This window comes from Superficieibacter sp. (assembly GCF_032071645.1).
Taxonomy (GTDB): domain Bacteria; phylum Pseudomonadota; class Gammaproteobacteria; order Enterobacterales; family Enterobacteriaceae; genus Superficieibacter.
In genome coordinates, this window is the sequence record NZ_DAMAPU010000007.1 from 203,747 (window position 1) to 223,966 (window position 20,220).

The 20,220-nt window shown below is 56.8% G+C and carries 17 protein-coding genes and 1 pseudogene; 11 read left to right on the forward strand and 7 right to left on the reverse strand.

All coding sequences use genetic code 11. The annotated features are described in order from the left end of the window. Positions 1 to 226: 226 nt before the first annotated feature. The gene (gene yacL / locus RT197_RS14985) at positions 227 to 589 is read left to right on the forward strand and encodes a protein YacL (protein ID WP_312951919.1); all 363 of its coding nucleotides are present in this window, start codon (positions 227 to 229) and stop codon (positions 587 to 589) included. Between the two features lie 94 nt (positions 590 to 683). Here yacL and speD read toward each other — a convergent pair whose 3' ends face one another. The 3 genes from speD to RT197_RS15000 form a co-directional block, all read right to left on the reverse strand. Continuing rightward, on the reverse strand, positions 684 to 1,478 hold the full coding sequence (gene speD, locus RT197_RS14990; protein WP_312951921.1) for an adenosylmethionine decarboxylase: 795 nt from the start codon (positions 1,476 to 1,478) through the stop codon (positions 684 to 686). A 20-nt stretch (positions 1,479 to 1,498) separates the two neighbouring features. Next, complete coding sequence (speE, locus tag RT197_RS14995) at positions 1,499 to 2,359, reverse strand: polyamine aminopropyltransferase (RefSeq protein ID WP_312951923.1); 861 nt, start codon at positions 2,357 to 2,359, stop codon at positions 1,499 to 1,501. Positions 2,360 to 2,462: 103 nt separating this feature from the next. Next, a complete protein-coding gene (locus tag RT197_RS15000) occupies positions 2,463 to 2,810 on the reverse strand; it encodes a YacC family pilotin-like protein (protein ID WP_312951925.1) in 348 nt (115 codons plus the stop codon). Between the two features lie 173 nt (positions 2,811 to 2,983). Here RT197_RS15000 and cueO point away from each other — a divergent pair, with 173 nt between their 5' ends. After that, positions 2,984 to 4,528, forward strand: a complete 1,545-nt coding sequence (gene cueO, locus RT197_RS15005; RefSeq protein ID WP_312951926.1) for a multicopper oxidase CueO — start codon at positions 2,984 to 2,986, stop codon at positions 4,526 to 4,528. Between the two features lie 8 nt (positions 4,529 to 4,536). Here the strand turns inward: cueO and RT197_RS15010 are convergent, their stop codons facing one another. Both RT197_RS15010 and RT197_RS15015 read right to left on the reverse strand, forming a co-directional pair. After that, positions 4,537 to 5,226, reverse strand: a complete 690-nt coding sequence (locus RT197_RS15010) for a response regulator (RefSeq protein WP_312951928.1) — start codon at positions 5,224 to 5,226, stop codon at positions 4,537 to 4,539. Next, positions 5,216 to 6,841: a sensor histidine kinase gene (locus tag RT197_RS15015; RefSeq protein WP_312951954.1), complete on the reverse strand. Its 1,626-nt coding sequence runs from the start codon at positions 6,839 to 6,841 to the stop codon at positions 5,216 to 5,218. The genes RT197_RS15010 and RT197_RS15015 overlap by 11 nt, the downstream gene beginning before the upstream one ends. A 325-nt stretch (positions 6,842 to 7,166) precedes the next feature. On the opposite strand from RT197_RS15015, the gene RT197_RS15020 reads away from it, so the two are divergent. Genes RT197_RS15020 through citG form a run of 8 tightly spaced genes read left to right on the forward strand, consistent with a single transcriptional unit; the run spans position 7,167 to position 14,485 of the window. Further along, positions 7,167 to 8,528 carry a 2-hydroxycarboxylate transporter family protein gene (locus tag RT197_RS15020; protein WP_312951929.1) on the forward strand — a complete coding sequence of 454 codons (1,362 nt, stop codon included), beginning with the start codon at positions 7,167 to 7,169 and terminating at the stop codon, positions 8,526 to 8,528. A 21-nt stretch (positions 8,529 to 8,549) separates the two neighbouring features. Beyond that, positions 8,550 to 9,413 (forward strand): fumarylacetoacetate hydrolase family protein, encoded by an 864-nt coding sequence (locus RT197_RS15025; RefSeq protein ID WP_312951930.1) that lies wholly within the window; start codon positions 8,550 to 8,552, stop codon positions 9,411 to 9,413. A 12-nt stretch (positions 9,414 to 9,425) separates the two neighbouring features. Then, positions 9,426 to 10,445, forward strand: a complete 1,020-nt coding sequence (gene citC / locus RT197_RS15030; protein ID WP_312951932.1) for a [citrate (pro-3S)-lyase] ligase — start codon at positions 9,426 to 9,428, stop codon at positions 10,443 to 10,445. A 17-nt stretch (positions 10,446 to 10,462) separates the two neighbouring features. Further along, on the forward strand, positions 10,463 to 10,756 hold the full coding sequence (citD, locus tag RT197_RS15035; protein ID WP_312951933.1) for a citrate lyase acyl carrier protein: 294 nt from the start codon (positions 10,463 to 10,465) through the stop codon (positions 10,754 to 10,756). Then, positions 10,753 to 11,628: a citrate (pro-3S)-lyase subunit beta gene (gene citE, locus RT197_RS15040; protein ID WP_312951934.1), complete on the forward strand. Its 876-nt coding sequence runs from the start codon at positions 10,753 to 10,755 to the stop codon at positions 11,626 to 11,628. The genes citD and citE overlap by 4 nt, the downstream gene beginning before the upstream one ends. A gap of 10 nt (positions 11,629 to 11,638) precedes the next feature. Then, on the forward strand, positions 11,639 to 13,162 hold the full coding sequence (citF, locus tag RT197_RS15045) for a citrate lyase subunit alpha (RefSeq protein ID WP_312951936.1): 1,524 nt from the start codon (positions 11,639 to 11,641) through the stop codon (positions 13,160 to 13,162). Next, positions 13,162 to 13,701, forward strand: coding sequence for a citrate lyase holo-[acyl-carrier protein] synthase (gene citX / locus RT197_RS15050; protein WP_312951938.1), 540 nt, complete (start codon positions 13,162 to 13,164; stop codon positions 13,699 to 13,701). Before citF ends, citX begins: the two co-directional genes overlap by 1 nt. Beyond that, positions 13,679 to 14,485: a triphosphoribosyl-dephospho-CoA synthase CitG gene (gene citG, locus RT197_RS15055; RefSeq protein WP_312951940.1), complete on the forward strand. Its 807-nt coding sequence runs from the start codon at positions 13,679 to 13,681 to the stop codon at positions 14,483 to 14,485. The genes citX and citG overlap by 23 nt, the downstream gene beginning before the upstream one ends. Positions 14,486 to 14,523: 38 nt before the next feature. Here the strand turns inward: citG and RT197_RS15060 are convergent, their stop codons facing one another. Continuing rightward, positions 14,524 to 16,914 carry a glucose/quinate/shikimate family membrane-bound PQQ-dependent dehydrogenase gene (locus RT197_RS15060; protein WP_312951941.1) on the reverse strand — a complete coding sequence of 797 codons (2,391 nt, stop codon included), beginning with the start codon at positions 16,912 to 16,914 and terminating at the stop codon, positions 14,524 to 14,526. Positions 16,915 to 17,120: 206 nt separating this feature from the next. On the opposite strand from RT197_RS15060, the gene hpt reads away from it, so the two are divergent. Further along, positions 17,121 to 17,657 carry a hypoxanthine phosphoribosyltransferase gene (gene hpt, locus RT197_RS15065; RefSeq protein WP_312951943.1) on the forward strand — a complete coding sequence of 179 codons (537 nt, stop codon included), beginning with the start codon at positions 17,121 to 17,123 and terminating at the stop codon, positions 17,655 to 17,657. Between the two features lie 71 nt (positions 17,658 to 17,728). Here hpt and RT197_RS15070 read toward each other — a convergent pair. Beyond that, positions 17,729 to 20,220 (reverse strand): annotated as a pseudogene (locus tag RT197_RS15070) (autotransporter outer membrane beta-barrel domain-containing protein); the annotation flags it as partial.

A 20,220-nucleotide genomic window follows, 5' to 3' on the forward strand; every position in this document is an offset into this window, starting at 1 on the left:
CACCTGAATAAAAACCCGGCGGCGTCAGGCTGCCGGGTTTTTTTATTCTTACTGTGGCTTGCTGTAATAGCCCACTCTAAAAAACACCCAGACCCTTTCTGTACGCACAAAAGCGGGTTTATTTTCATTCCTCCCGTCCGGCACGCTTTTTTTCTTCCTCTCTGCTGCGATAATTAGCCTATCGGCAATGCAGCCGTGGCGCATTGTGACAGCAGAGGAACAGATTATGGATTATGAATTTTTGCGCGACATTACCGGAGTGGTAAAGGTGCGGATGTCGATGGGCCACGAGGTGGTCGGGCACTGGTTTAACGAAGAAGTAAAAGAAAACCTTGCCCTGCTTGATGAAGTCGAGCAGGCGGCGCGGGCGGTCAAAGGCAGCGAGCGTTCCTGGCAACGGACCGGGCATGAATATACGCTGTGGATGGACGAAGAAGAGGTGATGATCCGCGCCAATCAACTGGAGTTTTCCGGCGACGAAATCGAAGAAGGAATGAGCTACTACGACGAAGAGAGCCTGTCGCTGTGCGGCGTGGAGGACTTTTTACAGGTTGTCGCCGCGTATCGGGTGTTTGTCCAGCAGAAGTAATCCCCGCCCTGTACGCATGTCAGGCGACCGCAGCGAATACGTTTTACTGTCGCTGCCGCCGAAACGGTGAGCGGAGCATCCCTGCTCCGCATCGTCAGACCGCAGGAATATTGCGGCCGTAATAAATCTCGCGCATCTCTTTCCACAGCAGGTCAGTAATGACCTTGCGCTCGTCCGCCGTTAAATCTTCCGGGCGGGTGTGGAACATGTAGTGCTTAAGATCGAACTCCTTAAGCAGCATCTTGGTGTGGAAGATATTTTCCTGATACACGTTCACATCCACCATGTCGTACAGCGATTTCATATCGTCGGACATAAAATTCTGAATCGAATTAATCTCATGATCGATAAAGTGCTTCATGCCGTTGATATCGCGGGTAAAGCCGCGCACGCGGTAATCAACGGTGACGATATCGGATTCAAGCTGGTGGATCAGGTAATTCAGCGCCTTCAGCGGTGAAATCACGCCGCAGGTGGAGACTTCAATATCCGCGCGAAAGGTACACAGATCGCCTTCAGGATGGCTTTCCGGGTAGGTATGTACGCAGATGTGGCTTTTGTCGAGGTGGGCGACGACCGCTTCCGGCAGCGGGCCGGGATGCTCGGTTTTGTCGATCAGCTGTGGATCGACCGGTTCTTCGCTCACCAGAATCGTCACGCTGGCACCCTGCGGTTCGTAATCCTGACGAGCGATATTAAGGATATTCGCCCCAATAATGGAACAGGTCTCTGACAGGATCTCAGTCAGGCGGTTGGCATTATAGAGTTCGTCGATATAAGCGATATAACCATCGCGCTCTTCCGCCGTTTTCACGTAGCAGATATCGTAAATACAAAAACTCAGGCTTTTGGTCAGGTTGTTAAAGCCATGCAGTTTCAGCTTTTTCAATTTTTATCACCTCCTTAGAATCACTGTGCGGACAGTGCGTCTTGCAGATACTGGGGCAGGGCAAAGGCTGCCGTATGAATGGCCGGATTGTAATAACGGCAGGTCAGACCGGCCTGATGGAATCGCGCCTGAATGATTTCCGTCGACAAACCGCGCAACGCCTCGTTATCCGTGGCCCAGGCAAAAGTCATAATGCCGCCGTAGTAGGTCGGAATAGCGGCCTGGTAAAAGCTGACGTCGTTGAAGTAAGCGCTCAGTTTACGATGGCTGCCGACCGCTTCGTCCTGCTGCAAAAAGCACACGCCGTTTTGCGCGACAAAAATACCGCCAGGGTTCAGGCAGCGTTTGCAACCTTCGTAGAACGCCGAGGTAAACAGGCTTTCTCCCGGCCCGACCGGGTCGGTACAGTCGGAAATGATCACATCAAACGTTTGCGTGGTCTGGTTAACAAAATTGACGCCGTCGTCGATCACCAGCGTGAAACGCGGATCGTCGTAAGCCCCGGCATTGTGATTCGGCAGATACTGGCGGCAGAAAGAAACCACGCCTGCGTCAATTTCAACCATCGTGATAGTGGCAATATTTTTATGCCGCGAGACTTCGCGCAGCATTGCGCCATCGCCGCCGCCGATAATCAGCACATGCTTCGCGTGACCGTGCGCCAGCAGCGGAACGTGCGTCATCATTTCATGATAAATAAACTCATCGCGCTCGGTGGTTTGCACCACGCCATCCAGCGCCATAACGCGCCCGAAAGCCGCGTTTTCGAAGATGATCAGATCCTGATGATCGGTTTTTTCATGATACAGCACGTTATCAACGGCAAAGTATTGACCAAACTGGTCGTGCAGCGTTTCATGCCAGCGAGTGTTATCGCTCATGGAGTTCTCCCTTGTTAACACCCATGAAAAATGGGCGCAACATAATAGCCAACATTTAACCAGTATGCACGGTCAATGTTTCAGCAGGGAGAGGGGAAGGAAATTATTTTACGTAGGCGAGCAGACTCAGCGAATCCTTTGCCAGCTTTTTGCATTTTTTAGCGGTCGGAATGCTGATCCCGCTGAGGTCGCGATAGCTGTCTTCGCCCAGCGCCTTCATGTTAAAGCTGTCGTAGTTGCTCATATCCCATTGATTCTGCTGGGCAAAGAAAAGCAGCGCCCGGCGGATTTGAGTATTGGGTAAATTCTGGTAGCCGCAGTCGTTTTTCAGAAACACAAATACTGCCGTCAAATCGGCCATATCTTCGGCTTCGGACTCGCTAAGGGCATAGCTATTTGTGGATAACGCTAACAGGGTTCCAAGAACCATTGTTCTGAAAAAGGTCTTCATTATTTCTACCACAGCACACGGAAATGCAACGTTAGCACAACAGACGAGGATGCGGCGATAATTATTATGCATTTGCGTTTAAGACCTGGCAGGGCCGGGCGGAAAGCCAGGGCTTGACGTTCCTGTTAGGGGAGGGTTTAAGCTGGGCGTCTGCAAAAGATGAGGAAGAAACCATGCAACGTCGAGATTTCCTGAAATATTCAGCGGCGCTGGGCGCAGTCAGCGCGCTGCCGCTGTGGAGCCGAACCGCGCTGGCCGCAGAGCGCCCCGCATTGCCCGTTCCTGACCTGCTGACCGCCGACGCGCGCAGCCGGATCAAGCTCGTCGTTCAGGCGGGGAAATCGACGTTTGGCTCCTTCACCAGCACCACCTGGGGCTATAACGGATCGCTGCTCGGCCCGGCAATTCGCCTGCGTCGCGGGAAAGAAGTGAACGTCGATATTCACAATACTTTGCCCGAAGAGACCACCGTTCACTGGCACGGGCTGGAAGTGCCCGGCGCAGTGGACGGCGGGCCGCAGGGGGTGATCGCCCCCGGCTCCTCGCGCACCGTGACGTTTACTCCCGATCAACCGGCGGCGACCTGCTGGTTTCATCCGCATCAGCACGGTAAAACCGGGCGTCAGGTGGCGATGGGGCTGGCGGGGCTGGTGCTGATTGACGACGATGACAGCCGTAAGCTACGGCTGCCGCAGCAGTGGGGCATTGATGATGTGCCGGTGATCGTGCAGGACAAACGCTTCACCGCTGGCGGCGAAATTGATTATCAGCTGGACGTCATGACCGCCGCCGTTGGCTGGTTTGGCGACACCCTGCTGACCAACGGCGCACGCTACCCGCAACATGCCGCGCCGCGCGGCTGGCTGCGTCTGCGCCTGCTGAACGGCTGTAACGCGCGCTCGCTCAACGTGGCGGCCAGCGATAAACGCCCGCTGTATGTGATTGCCAGCGACGGCGGCCTTCTGGCGGAGCCGGTGAAGGTGACGGAGTTGCCGATGCTGATGGGCGAGCGTTTCGAGGTGCTGGTCGATACCCGAGATGGTAAAGCGTTCGATCTGCTGACCCTGCCGGTGAGCCAGATGGGCATGGCGGTGACGCCGTTCGACCAGCCGCAGCCCGTTTTGCGCGTGCAGCCGTTGCGCATTGCCGCCTCCGGCACGCTGCCTGATACGCTGGTGAACATGCCCGAACTGCCCACGCTGGATAACCTCACCCGGCGTCAGTTTCAGCTTTCCATGGACCCGATGCTCGATATGATGGGGATGCAGGCGTTGCAGGAGAAGTACGGCGCGCAGGCGATGAGCGGCATGGATCACGGCAGTATGCACCACGGCAGTATGGGGCAAATGCAGCACGGTGGGCACGGTTTTGATTTCCACAACGCCAACCGAATCAACGGGAAAGCGTTTGATATGGCTACGCCGCTGTTTGCCGCGCAGAAAGGTCGCGATGAACGCTGGGTCATTTCAGGCGAGGGCGACATGATGCTGCACCCGTTCCACATTCACGGTACCCAGTTCCGTATTCTGTCGGAAAACGGTCACGCGCCTGCCGCCCACCGCGCGGGCTGGAAGGACACGGTTAACGTTGACGGTGGCGTCAGCGAGGTGCTGGTGCGCTTCAATCACGATGCGCCGCAGGCGCAGGCGTATATGGCGCACTGTCATCTGCTGGAACACGAAGATACCGGCATGATGATGGGATTTACGGTGGCGTAAGCAAAGCCTCACGGCGCGCGTCGGTACATCCGTCTCGGGTGGCCGATTTTGCCGTACAGCATTTCGACGCACAAAAACCCCGTTTCAACACAGTGCTCCAGATAGCGGCGGGTGGTGGTTTTGCTTAACCCGGTTTCACTCACTACTTCATCCACGGAAAAACAGTGTGCGGCGCGATCGGTAAACAGCTTCTGTACCCGCGCCAGCGTGTTTTCTTCAATGCCTTTACTGCTGTTATCCAGCCGGTAGTTTTTGGCCTGCAACTGGTAGAGCGAATCCACGTTTTGCTGATCGACAATCTTCCATATCCGCTGCTGTTCGGCAAACTGCACAAAACGCTCCAGTGACTGGCTCAGGCGCTTCCAGGAAACGGGTTTGAGAATATAGTCGAACGCGCCGTTGCGGATCGCCTGGCTACAGGTGTCCATATCGCTGGCGGCGGTAATAAAAATCACCGTACAGTTGGCGCGTTGCAGCAGCGGATTATTCAGCAGGGTGATGCCCTTGCCGTCCGGCAGATAGTTATCCAGCAACACCAGTTGTGGCTGAAACGCGGTCATTTTTTCCTGCGCGTCGGCAAGCGTAGATGCAATGCCCACCAGCCGCAGGCGCGGGTGTTTATCGATCAGATCGGCATGCAGCCGGGCCAGCGTCGTTTCGTCTTCAATAATGAGCACATCAATCAGTTCATCTTGCATAGTGAGTCTCTTCCAGTTCCATTGCCGGGTGCCGGGCAGGAATAAACAGCGAGAAAATCGCGCCGCGCGGCGCATTGTCGGTCACTTCTATCGAGCCGCCCGCCTGGGTAACATAACTTTCAATCAGATAGAGTCCAATGCCGTGGTCGCCTTTGGTTTTGGTGGTCATCCCACGCTCAAAGATCCGCTCGCGGATCTCCGGTTTTATGCCGACGCCCTGGTCGGCCACTTCAATAAGCAGCTCACGCTCGTTAAGGATCATCAGTACGTCGACCGGCTCGTGGGGCATCGGCGCGCGCTGGGTGGCTTCGATCGCGTTATCCAGCAGATTGCCGATAATGGAAATCAGCTCTGCTTCGGCGAGGGGCGGAAAGGGGTTATCGATCCGGCAGGCCGGGTCAAAGTTTAGCTCGACGCCTTTTTCTCTGGCGCGCGCCGCTTTGCCGAGCAGCAGCCCGCAGAGCGTGGGGGAGCTAAAGCGCGCGGAGATAAAATCCAGCAGCTCCTGCGCGTGCTCCGACTGGGCCTGAATATAATGGATCGCCTCGTCGTAGCGCCCCATATGCAGCAGGCCGGACAGGGTCGTCATCCGGTTCAACTGCTCGTGGCGCATTATCCGCAGGTTGTCCACGTAGCGCTTCACCTGGCTAAGCTGCGCGCTCAGGGAATCTATTTCATTGCGGTCGCGGAAGGTGATCACCCAGCCCTGCAATGCGCCCTCCAGCAGAATGCGGATGCGGCTGGCGATCACCGTCAGGTCGTTGAAACGGCAAATTTCGTCGTGGGTATCTTTAGCGTGCAGCGCTTGCGGAGTGAGAAACGGCACCGGCGCAATCACCTCGCCGATCAATTGCCCGCGCAGCTCGCGCGCGGGCTGGCTTAAGCCGAGCAGTTTGCGCGCCGCCTGGTTGATAACTTCAATGCGTAGCTGGCTGTCGATGGCGATCACCCCTTCATAGATCGATTCCATCATTGCTTTTTGCTGGCGCACCAGCAGGCCGATTTCACGCGGCTCCAGCGAAAAAATCTGCTTTTTGATACTGCGGGTAAAAAACCACGAGAAAATAAACAGGGCGATCAGCAGCAGCACGGCGGCAATCAGAATGTTAACCACTTTGTTAACGGTGATGGTATCCAGATAACTGGTCAGGTAGCCAACGGAGACGATGCCCACCACCTGACCCGCTTCATCAAAAATGGGGGCTTTGCTGCGCAGTGAAATTCCCAGCCCGCCCTTGCGGATAGTGGTAATACTTTTGCCGTGCAGCACCTCTTCGTTGTCGCCGCCAACCAGTGTTTTTCCTACCCGATCGGCATACACGGAATGGAACAGATGCACGCCTTTGCCATCGCCGATGACAATAAAACTGGCGTCGCTGTGCTGCGCTATTTTCTGCATGAAATCGTGGATCGCCGGGATATCTTTTTCAATGACCTGTTTACGTAATCCGGGAATAAGAGCAATCTCTTCTGCCTGTATTTTTGCGCGGGTGCTCATCTCCTGATATAGCTGCCTGCCAACGTCGATATAATAATAGCTTCCCAGCAGTGCAAATAGCACTGAGAAAAAAGCGACCAGGGAAATAAAGAGCTTTATCTGGAAAGAGAATTTCATCGCGATCACGCACGGTTGCAGGAAAAAGACAATATATCATCTTTTTTTGCCCTGACGCCGGGTTTGCTGGAAAGTTGTGATCCCTTGCACAGCACGCGGCAGCAGCCTGCCACGCCAGCAAAATGCCAGATGTTATTTATTTGTATAAATCAGAAAAGAAACCATAAAAACCACGGAAATATTTAAGGCATTAATCACATAAAATAAAAGAAACCATTAAAACCATAGTCGCCATTAAAACTTCAATTTTAATATGCAGTTCCTCACATAAAGTAAGTCATTAGGGCTTTAAGCTGGCCGCACAAAATAACTAAGGGGCTTGATTATGAGCACAACTGACGATTCTTTTATTGTTAACCATAAACCGATAGATATACCTCAACCCTCGCTGAAAGAGCGCTGGTGGCACATTATGGATAGCTGGAAGGTAGGCATTATTCCCCTGCCGCTGTTTTTGTTAGCCGGTGCGCTGATCGCTATTGATTGCCTTGGCGGTAAGCTGCCCAGCGATATTGTGGTGATGGTGGCCACGCTGGCATTCTTCGGCTTCGCCTGCGGCGAATTCGGCAAGCGCCTGCCGATTGTCGGCAAGCTGGGCGCGGCAGCGATTTGCGCCACTTTTATCCCTTCTGCGATGGTGTATTACGGCCTGCTGCCGGATGTGGTCGTGGAATCGACGACCAAATTCTACAAATCCACCAACATTCTCTATCTCTACATCTGCTGCATTATCGTCGGCAGCATTATGAGCATGAACCGCACGGTGCTGATTCAGGGCTTTCTGCGCATTTTCTTCCCGATGCTGTGTGGTGAGATCGTCGGCATGATTGTCGGGATGGGCGTGGGTCTGGCGCTGGGAATGGAGCCGTTCCAGATTTTCTTCTTCATTATTCTGCCTATTATGGCGGGCGGCGTCGGGGAAGGGGCGATCCCGCTGTCCATCGGTTACGCCACGCTGCTGCATATGGATCAGGGCGTGGCGCTGGGACGCGTGCTGCCAATGGTCATGCTCGGCGGCCTGACGGCGATTATTATTTCCGGCTGCCTGAATCAACTGGGTAAACGTTACCCGCACCTCACCGGTGAAGGGCAACTGATGCCAAACCGCGCCAATGCCGACGGTCAGTCTTCACAGCCCGCGTTTTCCGGCAAAGCCGACGTCACCACCATTGCGGCGGGTGCGCTGCTGGCGGTGCTGCTTTATATGCTCGGTATGCTCGGTCACAAGCTGACGGGTCTGCCCGCGCCGGTCGGTATGCTGTTCGTGGCCGTGCTGGTCAAGCTGTGCAACGGTGCATCTCCCCGCCTGCTCGAAGGCTCGCAGGTGGTCTACAAATTCTTCCAGACCTCAGTGACCTATCCGATTCTTTTTGCCGTCGGCGTGGCGATCACCCCGTGGCAGGAACTGGTCAACGCTTTCACCCTGAGCAATCTGCTGGTGATTGTCAGCACCGTGTCGGCGCTGGTCGCCACCGGTTTCTTCGTCGGCAAAAAGATTGGTATGCACCCGATTGATGTGGCCATCGTCTCCTGCTGTCAGAGCGGGCAGGGCGGTACCGGCGACGTCGCCATCCTCACCGCGGGCAACCGTATGAGCCTGATGCCGTTCGCCCAGATTGCCACCCGCATTGGCGGCGCAATTAACGTCTCCGTCTCGCTGCTGGTACTGGGCAACTTCCTCGTTTAATTGATGTACTCAGGAAAGACTATGAAACTCGCAAGTTTTCTTTATCAGGGCGTTCGCAGCTACGGCATTGTGAATGCGCAAGGGGTGATTGATTTAGGGCGTCGCCTCGGAGACCGCTACGGCGATCTCAAAGCGCTGCTTCAGGGCAACGGGCTGGAGCAGGCCCGGCGTTTTGCCCGCGAGGCCGCCGACATCAGCATTGCCGACATCACCTTTTTACCGGTGATTGAGCAGCCGGAAAAAATCCTCTGCGTCGGCATGAACTATGCCGAAAAGCGCAAAGAATTTGACCAGCATAATCCGGCTCCGACGCTGTTTGTGCGTTTCCCGGACTCACAAACTGCGCATAACGCGCCGGTGCTGAAGCCGCGCCATTCCTGCGAATTCGACTACGAAGGCGAACTGGCGGTGATCATCGGCAAAGGCGGAGAGAATATCCCGCAGGCGCAGGCGCTGGAACACGTTGCGGGTTACAGCTGCTATATGGACGGGTCTGCCCGCGACTGGCAGCACACCTGGTTTACCGCCGGGAAAAACTGGCGGCAGACCGGCGCGTTCGGGCCGTGGATGGCGACGGCGGATGAAATCCCCGATCCGCACCAGTTAGCGATCCGCACCTGGCTCAACGGGCGGATGGTGCAGGATGACAACACCAGCAGCATGATCCACCGGGTTGCTGAGCTTATCGAGTACATCAGCACTTTCACCCGTTTAAGCCCTGGTGACGTCATCATCACCGGTTCGCCGGGTGGCGTGGGTAAAAAGCGTAATCCGCCGCTGTTTATGAAAGAAGGCGATCGCATTGAAGTGGAAATCGAGCATATCGGCCACCTCAGCAATGTGATTATGGAAGCGCCAGCGCAAACGCTGACGGCAGCGTATTAACCAGGCGGCCGTATGCACTCGCAACCTGCTATCGATTTTCGGGTCACGGAGGTGGCGCGCCACCCCGAGCGGTTAAGCCCGATCCGCGCGCTGCTGGCGGACAGCGGTCTGGGGCTGGACGGCGACATTACGCTGTTTGTCGAAGCGCGCGCCGGAACCCGGCTCGTCGGGTGCGCGGGGCTGGCGGCTAACGTCATCAAATGTGTGGCGGTAGAGGAGCAGCTTCGCGGCGTGAACTTAAGCGCCCGGCTGTTGGCGGAGGTGGAAAACGTGGCGCTGGCGCGCGGTCATTTCCATCTTTTCCTCTGTACCCGGCCATGTAACGAGGCGCGTTTTCAACAAAGCGGTTTCTGGCCGGTTGCGCGCAGCGGCAATAATGCGGTGCTGATGGAAAACACCCCGCAGGGCATTGAGCGCTACTGCCGCTCGCTGCACCGCCACCGTCATGAGGGCGCGCGTACCGGCGCGATTGTGATGAATGCCAATCCGTTCACCCTCGGACACCGTCATCTGGTAGAGCAGGCGGCCAGGCAGTGCGACTGGCTGCACCTGTTTGTGGTGCGTGAGGATGCCTCGTTCTTTCCGTTCCGCGCCCGGCTCAACATGGTACGTGCGGGCGTGGCTCATCTGCCGAATGTGACGGTGCATGAAGGGTCGCAATACATCATTTCGCGCGCCACGTTTCCGGCGTATTTCCTTAAGGAGAGCGGCAGGGTACAGCAGGCGTGGAGTGAAATCGATGTGCTGATCTTCCGCGACTTTATCGCGCCAGCGCTGGGTGTGACTCACCGCTTCGTGGGATCGGAGCCGTTTTGTGACGTCACCCGCCAGTACAACCAGACGCTGCACGCGCTGTTGACCCCGCGCATTGCGGTTATCGAGCTGCCGCGCATCAAAGTCTCTGGTCATCCTGTTTCGGCCTCGGAAGTGCGCCGCTTGCTTAAAACAGAACAGTTTTCCCGCATCAGGGAAATCGTTCCCGAATCCACTTTCGCGCATCTCGAAGCGCATTACAGCGCGGAAGTCGTTTAATTTATCAGGAAGGCATTATGAAAATTGTAAGGGAGGCGCTGGCAGGAACCCAGGAATCCAGCGACCTGATGGTGAAAATCGCTCCCGCCGACGGCGAACTGGAGATTGTCATCCGCAGTGAAGTGATTAAGCAGTTTGGCGACCAGATCCGCCGGGTCGTTGAGGAGACGCTCAGCGCGATGGCGGTCCGCCAGGGGCTGATTATCATCGAAGATAAAGGCGCGCTGGACTGTGTGATCCGCGCCCGGCTTCAGGGCGCGCTGCTGCGCGCCGCCGAAGAACAAAATATCGACTGGGGGAAACTGCAATGAGCCACCTCCGCCGCAGTATGCTGTTTCTGCCCGGCGCGAACGCCGCCATGCTCTCCACGGCGTTTATCTACCGCCCGGACTCCATCATGTTCGATCTGGAAGATGCCGTCGCGCTGCGTGAAAAAGACACCGCCCGCCTGCTGGTGTTTCACGCGCTGCAACATCCGATGTATCAGGATATCGAAACCGTGGTGCGCATTAATCCGCTCTGCACGCCGTTCGGTCTTGCCGATCTGGAAGCCGCCGTGCGCGGGGGCGTTGACGTTATCCGTTTGCCCAAAACCGATTCGCCGGAAGATATCGACGAACTGGAAGGCCATCTGGCGCGTATTGAACGCGCGTGCGGGCGTGAGGTTGGCTCGACCAGGGTCATGGCGGCGATTGAATCGGCGATTGGCGTTATCAACGCGGTGGCGATTGCCCGCAGTTCTCCGCGCCTGATTGGTATTGCGCTGGCGGCGTTTGACTACGTGATGGATATGCAAACCGAACGCGGCGACGGCACCGAGCTGTTTTATGCCCGCTGCGCCGTTCTCCATGCTGCCCGCGCGGCCGGGATCGACGCTTTTGACGTGGTGTGGTCAGACGTCAACGATGAAGCCGGATTCCTGCGCGAGGTTGAATTAATCCGCCGGATGGGCTTCAACGGCAAATCGCTGATTAATCCCCGCCAGATCGACCTGCTGCACAACGCTTATGCTCCGACCCGGCAGGAAGTGGATCACGCCAGACGGGTTATCGAGGCGGCGGAAGAGGGCGCGCGTAACGGGCTGGGCGTCGTATCGCTCAACGGAAAAATGGTTGACGCACCGATCATCGATCATGCGCAAAGAGTGCTGGAACGTGCGGCAGCGTCCGGCCTGCGCCGCTAAGGATGAAACAATGAATCAGACAGAACTGCTCCACGTACATTTTCCCCATCTGCGGGAGTTAAAACCTTTTGATACCGCTCACCGCGACACACCCTGGCTTGCCGATCTCACGGCTAAACATCGACGCAAGCTGTGCGACTCGCTGGAACAGGCGGTGGAGCGCAGCGGCCTGCGCGACGGCATGACCATCTCCTTTCACCATGCGTTTCGCGAAGGCGACCGGGTGATCAATAACGTCGTTGCCACGCTTGCCCGCATGGGCTTTAAAAACCTGACGCTGGCTTCCAGCTCGCTGATGACCTGCAACGATGCGCTGATTGAACATATCAAAAACGGTGTCATTACCCGCATTTATACTTCCGGGATGCGCGGCAAACTGGCGGACGCCATCTCTCACGGGCTGATGGACGAGCCGGTGCAAATTCACTCCCACGGCGGGCGCGTCAGGCTGTTACAGGACGGAGAGCTAAACATTGACGTCGCGTTTCTCGGCGTGCCGTGCAGCGATGAGTTTGGCAACGCCAACGGCACGCACGGTAAATCCTGCTGCGGCTCGCTCGGCTACGCGATGGTGGACGCCCAGTTTGCCCGCCGCGTGGTGCTGCTCACCGAAGAAATCGTCCCGTTTCCGAATATGCCCGCCAGTCTGGCGCAGGATCGGGTCGATTACATCGTGCAGGTGGAGAGCGTCGGCGATCCGGCGAAAATCAGCGTTGGCGCGGCGCGGGTTACCAGCAACCCGCGTGAACTGATGATTGCCCGCTATGCGGCGGACGTTATCGAACACTCCGGCTACTTCAAAAACGGCTTCTCAATGCAGACCGGTTCCGGCGCGGCGGCGACCGCCTGTACCCGCTTTATGGAAGAAAAAATGGAGCGCAGCGGCGTGAAAGCGAGCTTCGCGCTCGGCGGGATCACCGGCAGCCTGGTGGATCTGCACGAGAAAGGGCTGATTGAAAAGCTGCTGGACACCCAGTGTTTTGACGCCCAGGCGGCGGCGTCGCTGGCGCGTAATCCTCATCACGTCGAAATCTCCACTAACGTTTACGCCAACCCCGGCAGCAAGGCGGCAAGCTGCGACCAGCTTGACGTGGTGATTTTAAGCGCGCTGGAGATCGACACCGACTTTAACGTCAACGTGATTACCGGCTCCGATGGCGTGATGCGCGGCGCGTCCGGCGGTCACTGCGACGTGGCGGCAGCGGCGAATTTGACCATCGTGGTCGCTCCCCTGCTGCGCAGTCGTATTCCCACCGTGGTGAAGCGTGTGACCACGCGCTTAACGCCGGGGGAAAGCATTGATGTGCTGGTGACTGACCACGGTATTGCGGTCAATCCGGCGCGCCCGGAAATCCGCGAGCGGCTGACGGCGGCGGGGCTGAAAATTATGGATATCAACGCGCTGTACGAACGCGCCATTTCGCTAACTGGCGCACCAAAACCGATTGAATTTACCGATAAGATCGTCGGGGTGATCCGCTACCGTGACGGCAGCGTGATCGACACTGTCCGACAGGTTAAGGAGTTCGAATAATGGATATCGCGACACCCGTGCGTGCGGGTGTCAGTCTGCAGGCGCTGTTAGCGGCAAAAGAAAGCCGCGCGGCGCGTCAGGCGGACTGGCTGACGCACTATCAACAACCGGTTATCTCTCTCACCCTGGTGACGCCGGGGGACGTCAAAGACACGCTGCGCTATCGCAACACCATGGGCGTGGCGCTGCAAATGTGTGACCAGATGCTCTGGCAGCATCACTGGCAGGTGCTGGACCGTCAGGTCTTGTGGCTGCCGACCGGGCCGGAAGCGATGTGGTGCGTGGCGCATTCAGCGGTGGAAATTAAAGCCCACTGCGCGTCGCTTGAGCAGACGCATCCGCTCGGCAGGCTATGGGATCTGGACGTTATCTGCCCGCAGGCCGGTCACGTCGGGCGGCTCTCGCTGGGAACCCATATGCGCCGCTGCCTGATTTGTGACGAACCGGCACACGCCTGCTCGCGTTCGCGCAGGCATCCGGTTGAGCAGGTGATCCGCCGCGTGGAGACGATGATTGATGACTGGTTTGCTCGCGACTAAACCCCGCGACGTCTCTGTCTCCCGGCTGGCTGAAGACGCGCTGTGGCAGGAGCTGGCGCTGACGCCAAAGCCGGGACTGGTGGATCAACGTAACAGCGGCTCTCACCGCGATATGGATCACGCGCTGTTCGCCCGGAGTATTACGGCAATCGCGCCGTGGTTTTCCCGCTTTACCGCCCTCGGCGAAGAACATGCGGATAAACCGGCCGCCCAACAGCTTCGACTGCTGCGCCCGATGGGAATGGCCTGCGAACAGGCGATGTATGCGGCAACCGGAGGCGTAAATACGCATAAAGGCGGCATTTTCGCCCTCGGCCTGCTGTGCTTTGCCGCCGGGCGGGTGCCGTTGATCTCCGCGCAAAGCCTGTGCCGGGAAGTCAGCGCAATCTGCCACGGACTGGTCACGCGCGAACTGCGCGCGCGCAGCGGTGCGGCGACGGCAGGCGAGCGGCAGTTTCAGCAGTTTGGCCTGACCGGGGCGCGCGGCGAGGCGGAAAGCGGCTTTGCCACGGTGCAGGCCATTCTTCCCCACTGGCGGCGGGACAGACAGCATGAGATGTTGCTGCGCCTGTTCGCCATCAATCCTGACAGCAATCTGGTATCGCGCGGGGGAATGGACGGGCTTCGTTACGTGCAGAAATACGCGCAGACATTGCTGGCTGAAGGCTGGGATCGTGCGGCGCTGGAACGGATGGACTGTGCGCTGATGGCGCGCAATTTAAGTCCTGGCGGCAGTGCGGATTTACTGTCGGTGGCGTGGGTACTGGGGGAGTGCGGCGGGTGATAAGCCCCTCTCCCGCAGGAAGAGGGGCTGTGCCTGAGTTACTTCTCGTCGTCCGGCAGGGCGTAGGCAACAATATAGTCGCCCATCTTCGTGCCAAACGAACCGTGACCCCCTGCGGAAATGACCACGTACTGCTTGCCATTCACCTCATAGGTCATCGGCGTGGCCTGACCGCCTGCGGGCAGGCGACCTTCCCACAGTTTGTCGCCGTTGCTCATGTTATAAGCACGCAGGTAGTTATCCGCCGTGGCACCAATAAACAGCACGTTACCGGCGGTGGAGATTGGACCGCCCAGCATCGGCATCCCTAAGTTGAACGGCAGCTTAAACGGCAGCGGGAACGGCAGGCTGTCGCGCGGAGTACCGATACGTTTTTTCCATACCACGTTGTTGGTTTTCAGATCCAGCGCGGAGATATAACCCCAGGCAGGCTGCTTACACGGCAGACCAAACGGTGACAGGAACGGATTCAGGGTGACGCCATAGGGTACGCCGTACTGCGGCTGTATACCGGCTTCCGTACCGCTGCCTTTCGCATCTTTCGGCTGTTCCATTGGATTGCCAGGACCACGCGGGATCAGCTTCGAGACAAACGGCAGCGCCATCGGGTTGGCAATCGCGACCTGACGGTCAGGATCAACCGAAATTCCGCCCCATTCGAACATCCCCAGGTTGCCAGGGAACACCAGCGTGCCCTGCTCGGACGGCGGGGTGAAGATGCCTTCATAGCGCATCTGCTGGAAGATAACCCGGCACACCAGCTGGTCGAACATGGTTGCGCCCCACATATCCGCACCGCTCAGATCTTTCTTCGGACGGAAGCTCAGATCGGAGAACGGCTGGGTTTTGGTGACGTAATCACCTTTTGCCGCACCCTGCGGAACCGGTTTTTCCGGTGCCGGAACGACCCGTTCACCGTTACGGCGATCCAGCACGAAAATGTTACCGGTTTTCGCTGGCGCATAAACCACCGGCACCGTCTGACCGTTAACGGTAATGTCCGCCAGCGTCGGCTGGGACGGCATATCCATATCCCACAGATCGTGGTGAACGGTCTGATAACTCCACGCCAGTTTCCCGGTAGTGGCATTCAGCGCCAGAATGGAACTGGCATAGCGTTCCTGCTCCGGCGTGCGGTTGCCACCCCAGATATCCGGCGTGGAAACGCCCATCGGCAGGTAAACCAGATCCAGTTTCGCATCGTAGGCGGCAGGTGCCCACGAGTTCGGCGAGTTAAAGGTAAAGGTGTGTTCATCCGACGGGACGGCGTTAGGATCTTTCGCGCCCGGATCGAAGGCCCACAGCAGGTCGCCGGTATTAACGTCAAAACCACGGATCACCCCGGAGGTTTCACGCACCGAGAAGTTATCCGTCACCGAACCGGCAATCACGATAGTTTTATCGGTAATGATGGGCGGGGAGGTCGGTTCATACAGGCCCGGCGTGGTATCCGGCATATTGGTTTGCAGATTCAGAATGCCTTTATTGGCAAAGGATTCGCACAGCTTGCCGGTTTCCGCGTTGATGGCAAACAGACGGCCATCGTTGACCGGCAGGATGATGCGGCGCGGACAATCTGCCACAACGTTAGCCGGGGCGCTTTCCGCTTTTGCTTCGTGGTAAGACACGCCACGGCAGGTAATGTGCTGGAAAGACGGATTGGAATTTAGCTGCGGATCAAAGTGCCATTTCTCTTTACCGGTGGCGGCATCAAGCGCAAATAAACGCTGGTGCGCGGTACACAGATACAGCGTGTCGCCCACTTTAATCGGCGTCACTTCATTGGTCAGTTCGCCCGGATCGTTTTCCCGCTTCAGATCGCCGGTGCGGAACACCCACGCTTCTTTCAGCTTATGGACGTTATCGGCGTTAATCTGCTTCAGCGGCGAGTAACGCTGGCCTTCCTGATTGCGTCCGTACGCGGGCCAGTCCTGATCGGCGACCGGGGAAATCGGCGTGGCAGGCGTGGCGTCGGCGCTCAGCGTGCCGTGAACTTCCTGCGGATCGTTAAAGCCTGCCCAGGTCAGAATGCCGCCGCTAATGAGCAGCGCCACCACCAGTGCCGCCACGGCTCCGGCAGAAGGGAAAATCAGACGACGCCAGACAAATGGCAGGATCAGCCATATACCGAAGAATACCAGGATGTCGCTGCGCGGAGTTAATGCCCAGAAGTCAAAGCCGACTTCCCAGACGCCCCAAATCATCGACCCAAGCAGGATGGCGGCATACAGCCACAGCGCCGAGCGCCTGCTGCGCCAGAGTAGCCAGGTCACGCCCAGCATCAGTAAGCCTGCGATGGGGTAGTACCAGGAGCCGCCAATCGCGACCAGCCAGACCCCGCCAATTAACAGGTACAGGCCGCAGAAGGCGGCAAATAGCGCTGTTAACGTCACCAGAATTCGTGACGTATGTGGTTTTGTTTCTGCCATAAAAGGACACTCGTCAGATTAATTAATATTTTAATAGCAATTCATTATAGGATTTAACATGTGTGATCGTCATCACAAAATGAGCTTTCTTAACGGATCGCCCGTTAAAATAGTTTTGCTGGTATACTGCGGGACTTACTAATCAATGCCGCCTTTATCTGCGGCGGTGTTGAGTGATTTACCTAAAAAATCATATGGTTAGTTAAATGAAACATACTGTGGAAGTGATGATCCCCGAAGCGAAGATCAAGGCGCGTATTGCTGAGCTGGGTCAGCAAATTACCGAACGTTATCAGGACAGCGGCAGCGAAATGGTGCTGGTGGGACTGCTGCGCGGCTCGTTTATGTTTATGGCGGATTTGTGCCGTGAGGTGCGAGTGTCGCATGAAGTCGATTTTATGACCGCCTCCAGCTACGGTAGCGGCATGTCCTCGACCCGCGATGTGAAAATCCTCAAGGATCTGGATGAAGATATTCGCGGCAAGGACGTGCTGATTGTCGAGGACATCATTGATTCCGGCAATACGCTGTCAAAAGTGCGCGAAATCCTCAGCCTGCGCGAGCCGAAATCGCTGGCCATTTGTACGCTGCTTGATAAGCCTTCACGCCGCGAAGTGGACGTTAACGTCGAGTATGTCGGGTTTTCGATCCCGGATGAGTTCGTGGTGGGTTACGGAATTGATTATGCTCAGCGTTACCGCCATCTGCCCTATGTTGGCAAAGTGGTGATGCTGGACGAGTAGGGTGTTTGACAGACTTCAACGTTAAAGGCAGGGAAAACCCTGCCTTGTGTACGATGAAATAAAGCGGATTATCAGAACTGATAGCCGTAGTTAAACATCAGGCCTTTGTCGCTGATACCGTCTTCACGCCAGCTGAAGGCTTCCGCGCGCAGATGGCTGGTTTTCTGCATGTAGCTGACGCCGACGGAGGCAAGGCTGTTAATTCCGCCGCCCTGTTCACCGCTGTCAATATTAAAGCGCTGACCAGCCGCCCCCTGCAGTTCGCCGTTACGCTGGCTCTGGTTAAAGCTGAGATTCGGGCTGCCCTCGACCATCGCGTTAACCGCCCAGCCGTTGCTGCCTTTATAGTCCAGCTTCATACCAACGGTGGCATCCACTGCCGTTTTCGAACCGCTGCTCATCTGCAGGTTGAAATCACCGGCGCCGGTTTCGTTCATACCGTTGTCACTGCTGTGGCGGAATTTAACGCCTGCCAGCGGTGCGATGCTCAGTTCGTCGCTCAGGCTGAACGATTTGCTGAACTGAGAGCGCCACTCCAGATACTGCTGAACGGAGTCGGAGCTGCCGGCGGTATTGACCGCGCCGTAGTTGACCAGACGGTCGCTCTGCAGCTGCTGGAAGTCGTAACGCAGGCTGTTGCTCAGCACCACATCATCGGCAAACTGCATGTCATGCTGCATACCGAAGAACTGGCTGAAGCCGCCGGTCAGACCGTTGTCCCCTGCGTCTTTGGCCTTGCCGTTGGTGATACGCGCCATACCGTACTGCAGATTCAGGTTCTGTGCCGGGGTCAGGTCAAAGCGCTGGCTGAGCGAGAGCATGTCGAAGCGGGCGTCGTTGCCCAGTTCGGCGCGGCTGTCGTTCTGCGCGATGACGTTAAAGCCGAGGCCGCTTTCGGTTTTCACTTCGCTGTTGTGCAGCATGTTGAAGCGGTTGCTGAGCACGCGTGACTCACGGCCGGCCGTCACGGCTTTCATGCCGGAGAGCTGGCGCATGGCGTCAGTGACCTGCGCGGCGGTTTCCAGGTTGAGGCTGTTGTACAGCGCGTTGTTGGTGTAGCCCGCGTCAAGCGCCTGCGCCATGTCGCTGACCCCGCTGTCGGTGACGACGTCGGTGTAGGCGTTTTTGGTCATGGTCACATCCACATTGCCGCTGCTGTCCTTGCTGGCGCTGGCGTTCCACACGGCGCTGCTGGAGGTGATATTCTCTTCCCCCTGAATATCCTGGCCGGTGAAGACGTTATCCATCGTGACGCTTTGCGCGCTGGTGCCCAGCGCAAAGCCGGTATTGACCTTCGCCTCTTCAATGGTGTAGCTGTCGGCAGAGTAGGTGCCGTAGCTGCCGTTGGCGCGGGTGCCGACGGTGTAGCCCTGCACGGTGTTCTGCACCACGCTGTCATCTTCGCCGCGTACCAGACTGGAGCCGGTGACGCCTGGTGCAATATAGTATGTACCGTAGTTGATTAATGTGGTGGGGACGTTAATTGCGCCGCCAGAACGATCAAAGACGGCGGAGTCATTGGCATAGACGTTCACCACGCCCGTACTGCCGTTAATGGCAACACTGTTGGGGCCCGATACTTTAAAAGCGGTCATGCCTGTACCGTTCTTCGAGGCTTCCTGCTCCAGACCCAGATTAATGGTGCCGTTATTTACTGACGTTGTGCCAACATGGTCTTCAAATACCGTGGAGTTATTACCGTTTATGGTGATGGTGCCATTATTGGTCAGCGTCCCCGGCGACGACTGACTGTTGTCGAATGCGTTGGCGATGGTGATGTTATCGCCGGTGGCGGTAATGGTACCGTCGTTGGTGAAATTCCCGGCACCCATATAGAGATACGTCTTCGTTGGGTCCTGGGGCTCGTTGTTATTGGTCAGGTTAACCGTCGCGCCGCTGTGGTTAGTAAAATCCAGTTTTCCGCCATTGACTTCCATTGTAGTGGACCCACCAGCAAAATAGATAACGTCAGTTGACCTTATATTGTTAGACGTCAACAGCATAGTGCCATAGTTATCAAAATAGCCCTGGTAGTTTTGCGAGCTGGCAACACTTGCAGCTTGACGATCACCGCCAGTATTGTCGAGGGTTAGCGTGCTGTTTTTACCCACCACCGCGCGGGCATTTTCGCCATCAAGTTCAAAATTGCGGACTGCAGAGCTACTGTCAGTCAGATTGACGTCACCGCTCATCAGGTAAGTGGTTTCCCCCTTAATCGTAATGAACTCGTGCTCTTGCACATTCGGATCGTCCTGGGTGTTAGTTTCACCGGTGTTTTCATAGACCGCTGACGCTTTGCCTTTGTTGGCGAACTCTTTTACTTCGCCGCCGGACAAGGTCAGGCCATCCATGGTTTCGTAAGTCGTTAACTTAACCTTGTTGCCCTGCTCGTCAAATTGCCACCGACCACGGTAATCGATAACGCCACTGGCATCTTTATGCGCGACGATATAGCCGTCGGTTTTACCGGTGGTCTGATCCACCGCGGTGATGACATATTCATTGCCCGCAGCGTCAGCGACAAGCCAGGTACCGTCTGACTGCTCTGTGCCCTGCATTGGCG

What these genes read in the sequence shown, in the direction of transcription:
- yacL (WP_312951919.1), top strand. Translation starts at nt 227, where the DNA reads ATGGATTATGAATTTTTGCGCGACATTACCGGAGTGGTAAAGGTGCGG.
- speE (WP_312951923.1), bottom strand. Translation starts at nt 2,359, where the DNA reads ATGAGCGATAACACTCGCTGGCATGAAACGCTGCACGACCAGTTTGGT.
- RT197_RS15000 (WP_312951925.1), bottom strand. Translation starts at nt 2,810, where the DNA reads ATGAAGACCTTTTTCAGAACAATGGTTCTTGGAACCCTGTTAGCGTTA.
- cueO (WP_312951926.1), top strand. Translation starts at nt 2,984, where the DNA reads ATGCAACGTCGAGATTTCCTGAAATATTCAGCGGCGCTGGGCGCAGTC.
- RT197_RS15010 (WP_312951928.1), bottom strand. Translation starts at nt 5,226, where the DNA reads ATGCAAGATGAACTGATTGATGTGCTCATTATTGAAGACGAAACGACG.
- RT197_RS15015 (WP_312951954.1), bottom strand. Translation starts at nt 6,841, where the DNA reads ATGAAATTCTCTTTCCAGATAAAGCTCTTTATTTCCCTGGTCGCTTTT.
- RT197_RS15020 (WP_312951929.1), top strand. Translation starts at nt 7,167, where the DNA reads ATGAGCACAACTGACGATTCTTTTATTGTTAACCATAAACCGATAGAT.
- RT197_RS15025 (WP_312951930.1), top strand. Translation starts at nt 8,550, where the DNA reads ATGAAACTCGCAAGTTTTCTTTATCAGGGCGTTCGCAGCTACGGCATT.
- citC (WP_312951932.1), top strand. Translation starts at nt 9,426, where the DNA reads ATGCACTCGCAACCTGCTATCGATTTTCGGGTCACGGAGGTGGCGCGC.
- citD (WP_312951933.1), top strand. Translation starts at nt 10,463, where the DNA reads ATGAAAATTGTAAGGGAGGCGCTGGCAGGAACCCAGGAATCCAGCGAC.
- citE (WP_312951934.1), top strand. Translation starts at nt 10,753, where the DNA reads ATGAGCCACCTCCGCCGCAGTATGCTGTTTCTGCCCGGCGCGAACGCC.
- citF (WP_312951936.1), top strand. Translation starts at nt 11,639, where the DNA reads ATGAATCAGACAGAACTGCTCCACGTACATTTTCCCCATCTGCGGGAG.
- citX (WP_312951938.1), top strand. Translation starts at nt 13,162, where the DNA reads ATGGATATCGCGACACCCGTGCGTGCGGGTGTCAGTCTGCAGGCGCTG.
- citG (WP_312951940.1), top strand. Translation starts at nt 13,679, where the DNA reads ATGACTGGTTTGCTCGCGACTAAACCCCGCGACGTCTCTGTCTCCCGG.
- RT197_RS15060 (WP_312951941.1), bottom strand. Translation starts at nt 16,914, where the DNA reads ATGGCAGAAACAAAACCACATACGTCACGAATTCTGGTGACGTTAACA.
- hpt (WP_312951943.1), top strand. Translation starts at nt 17,121, where the DNA reads ATGAAACATACTGTGGAAGTGATGATCCCCGAAGCGAAGATCAAGGCG.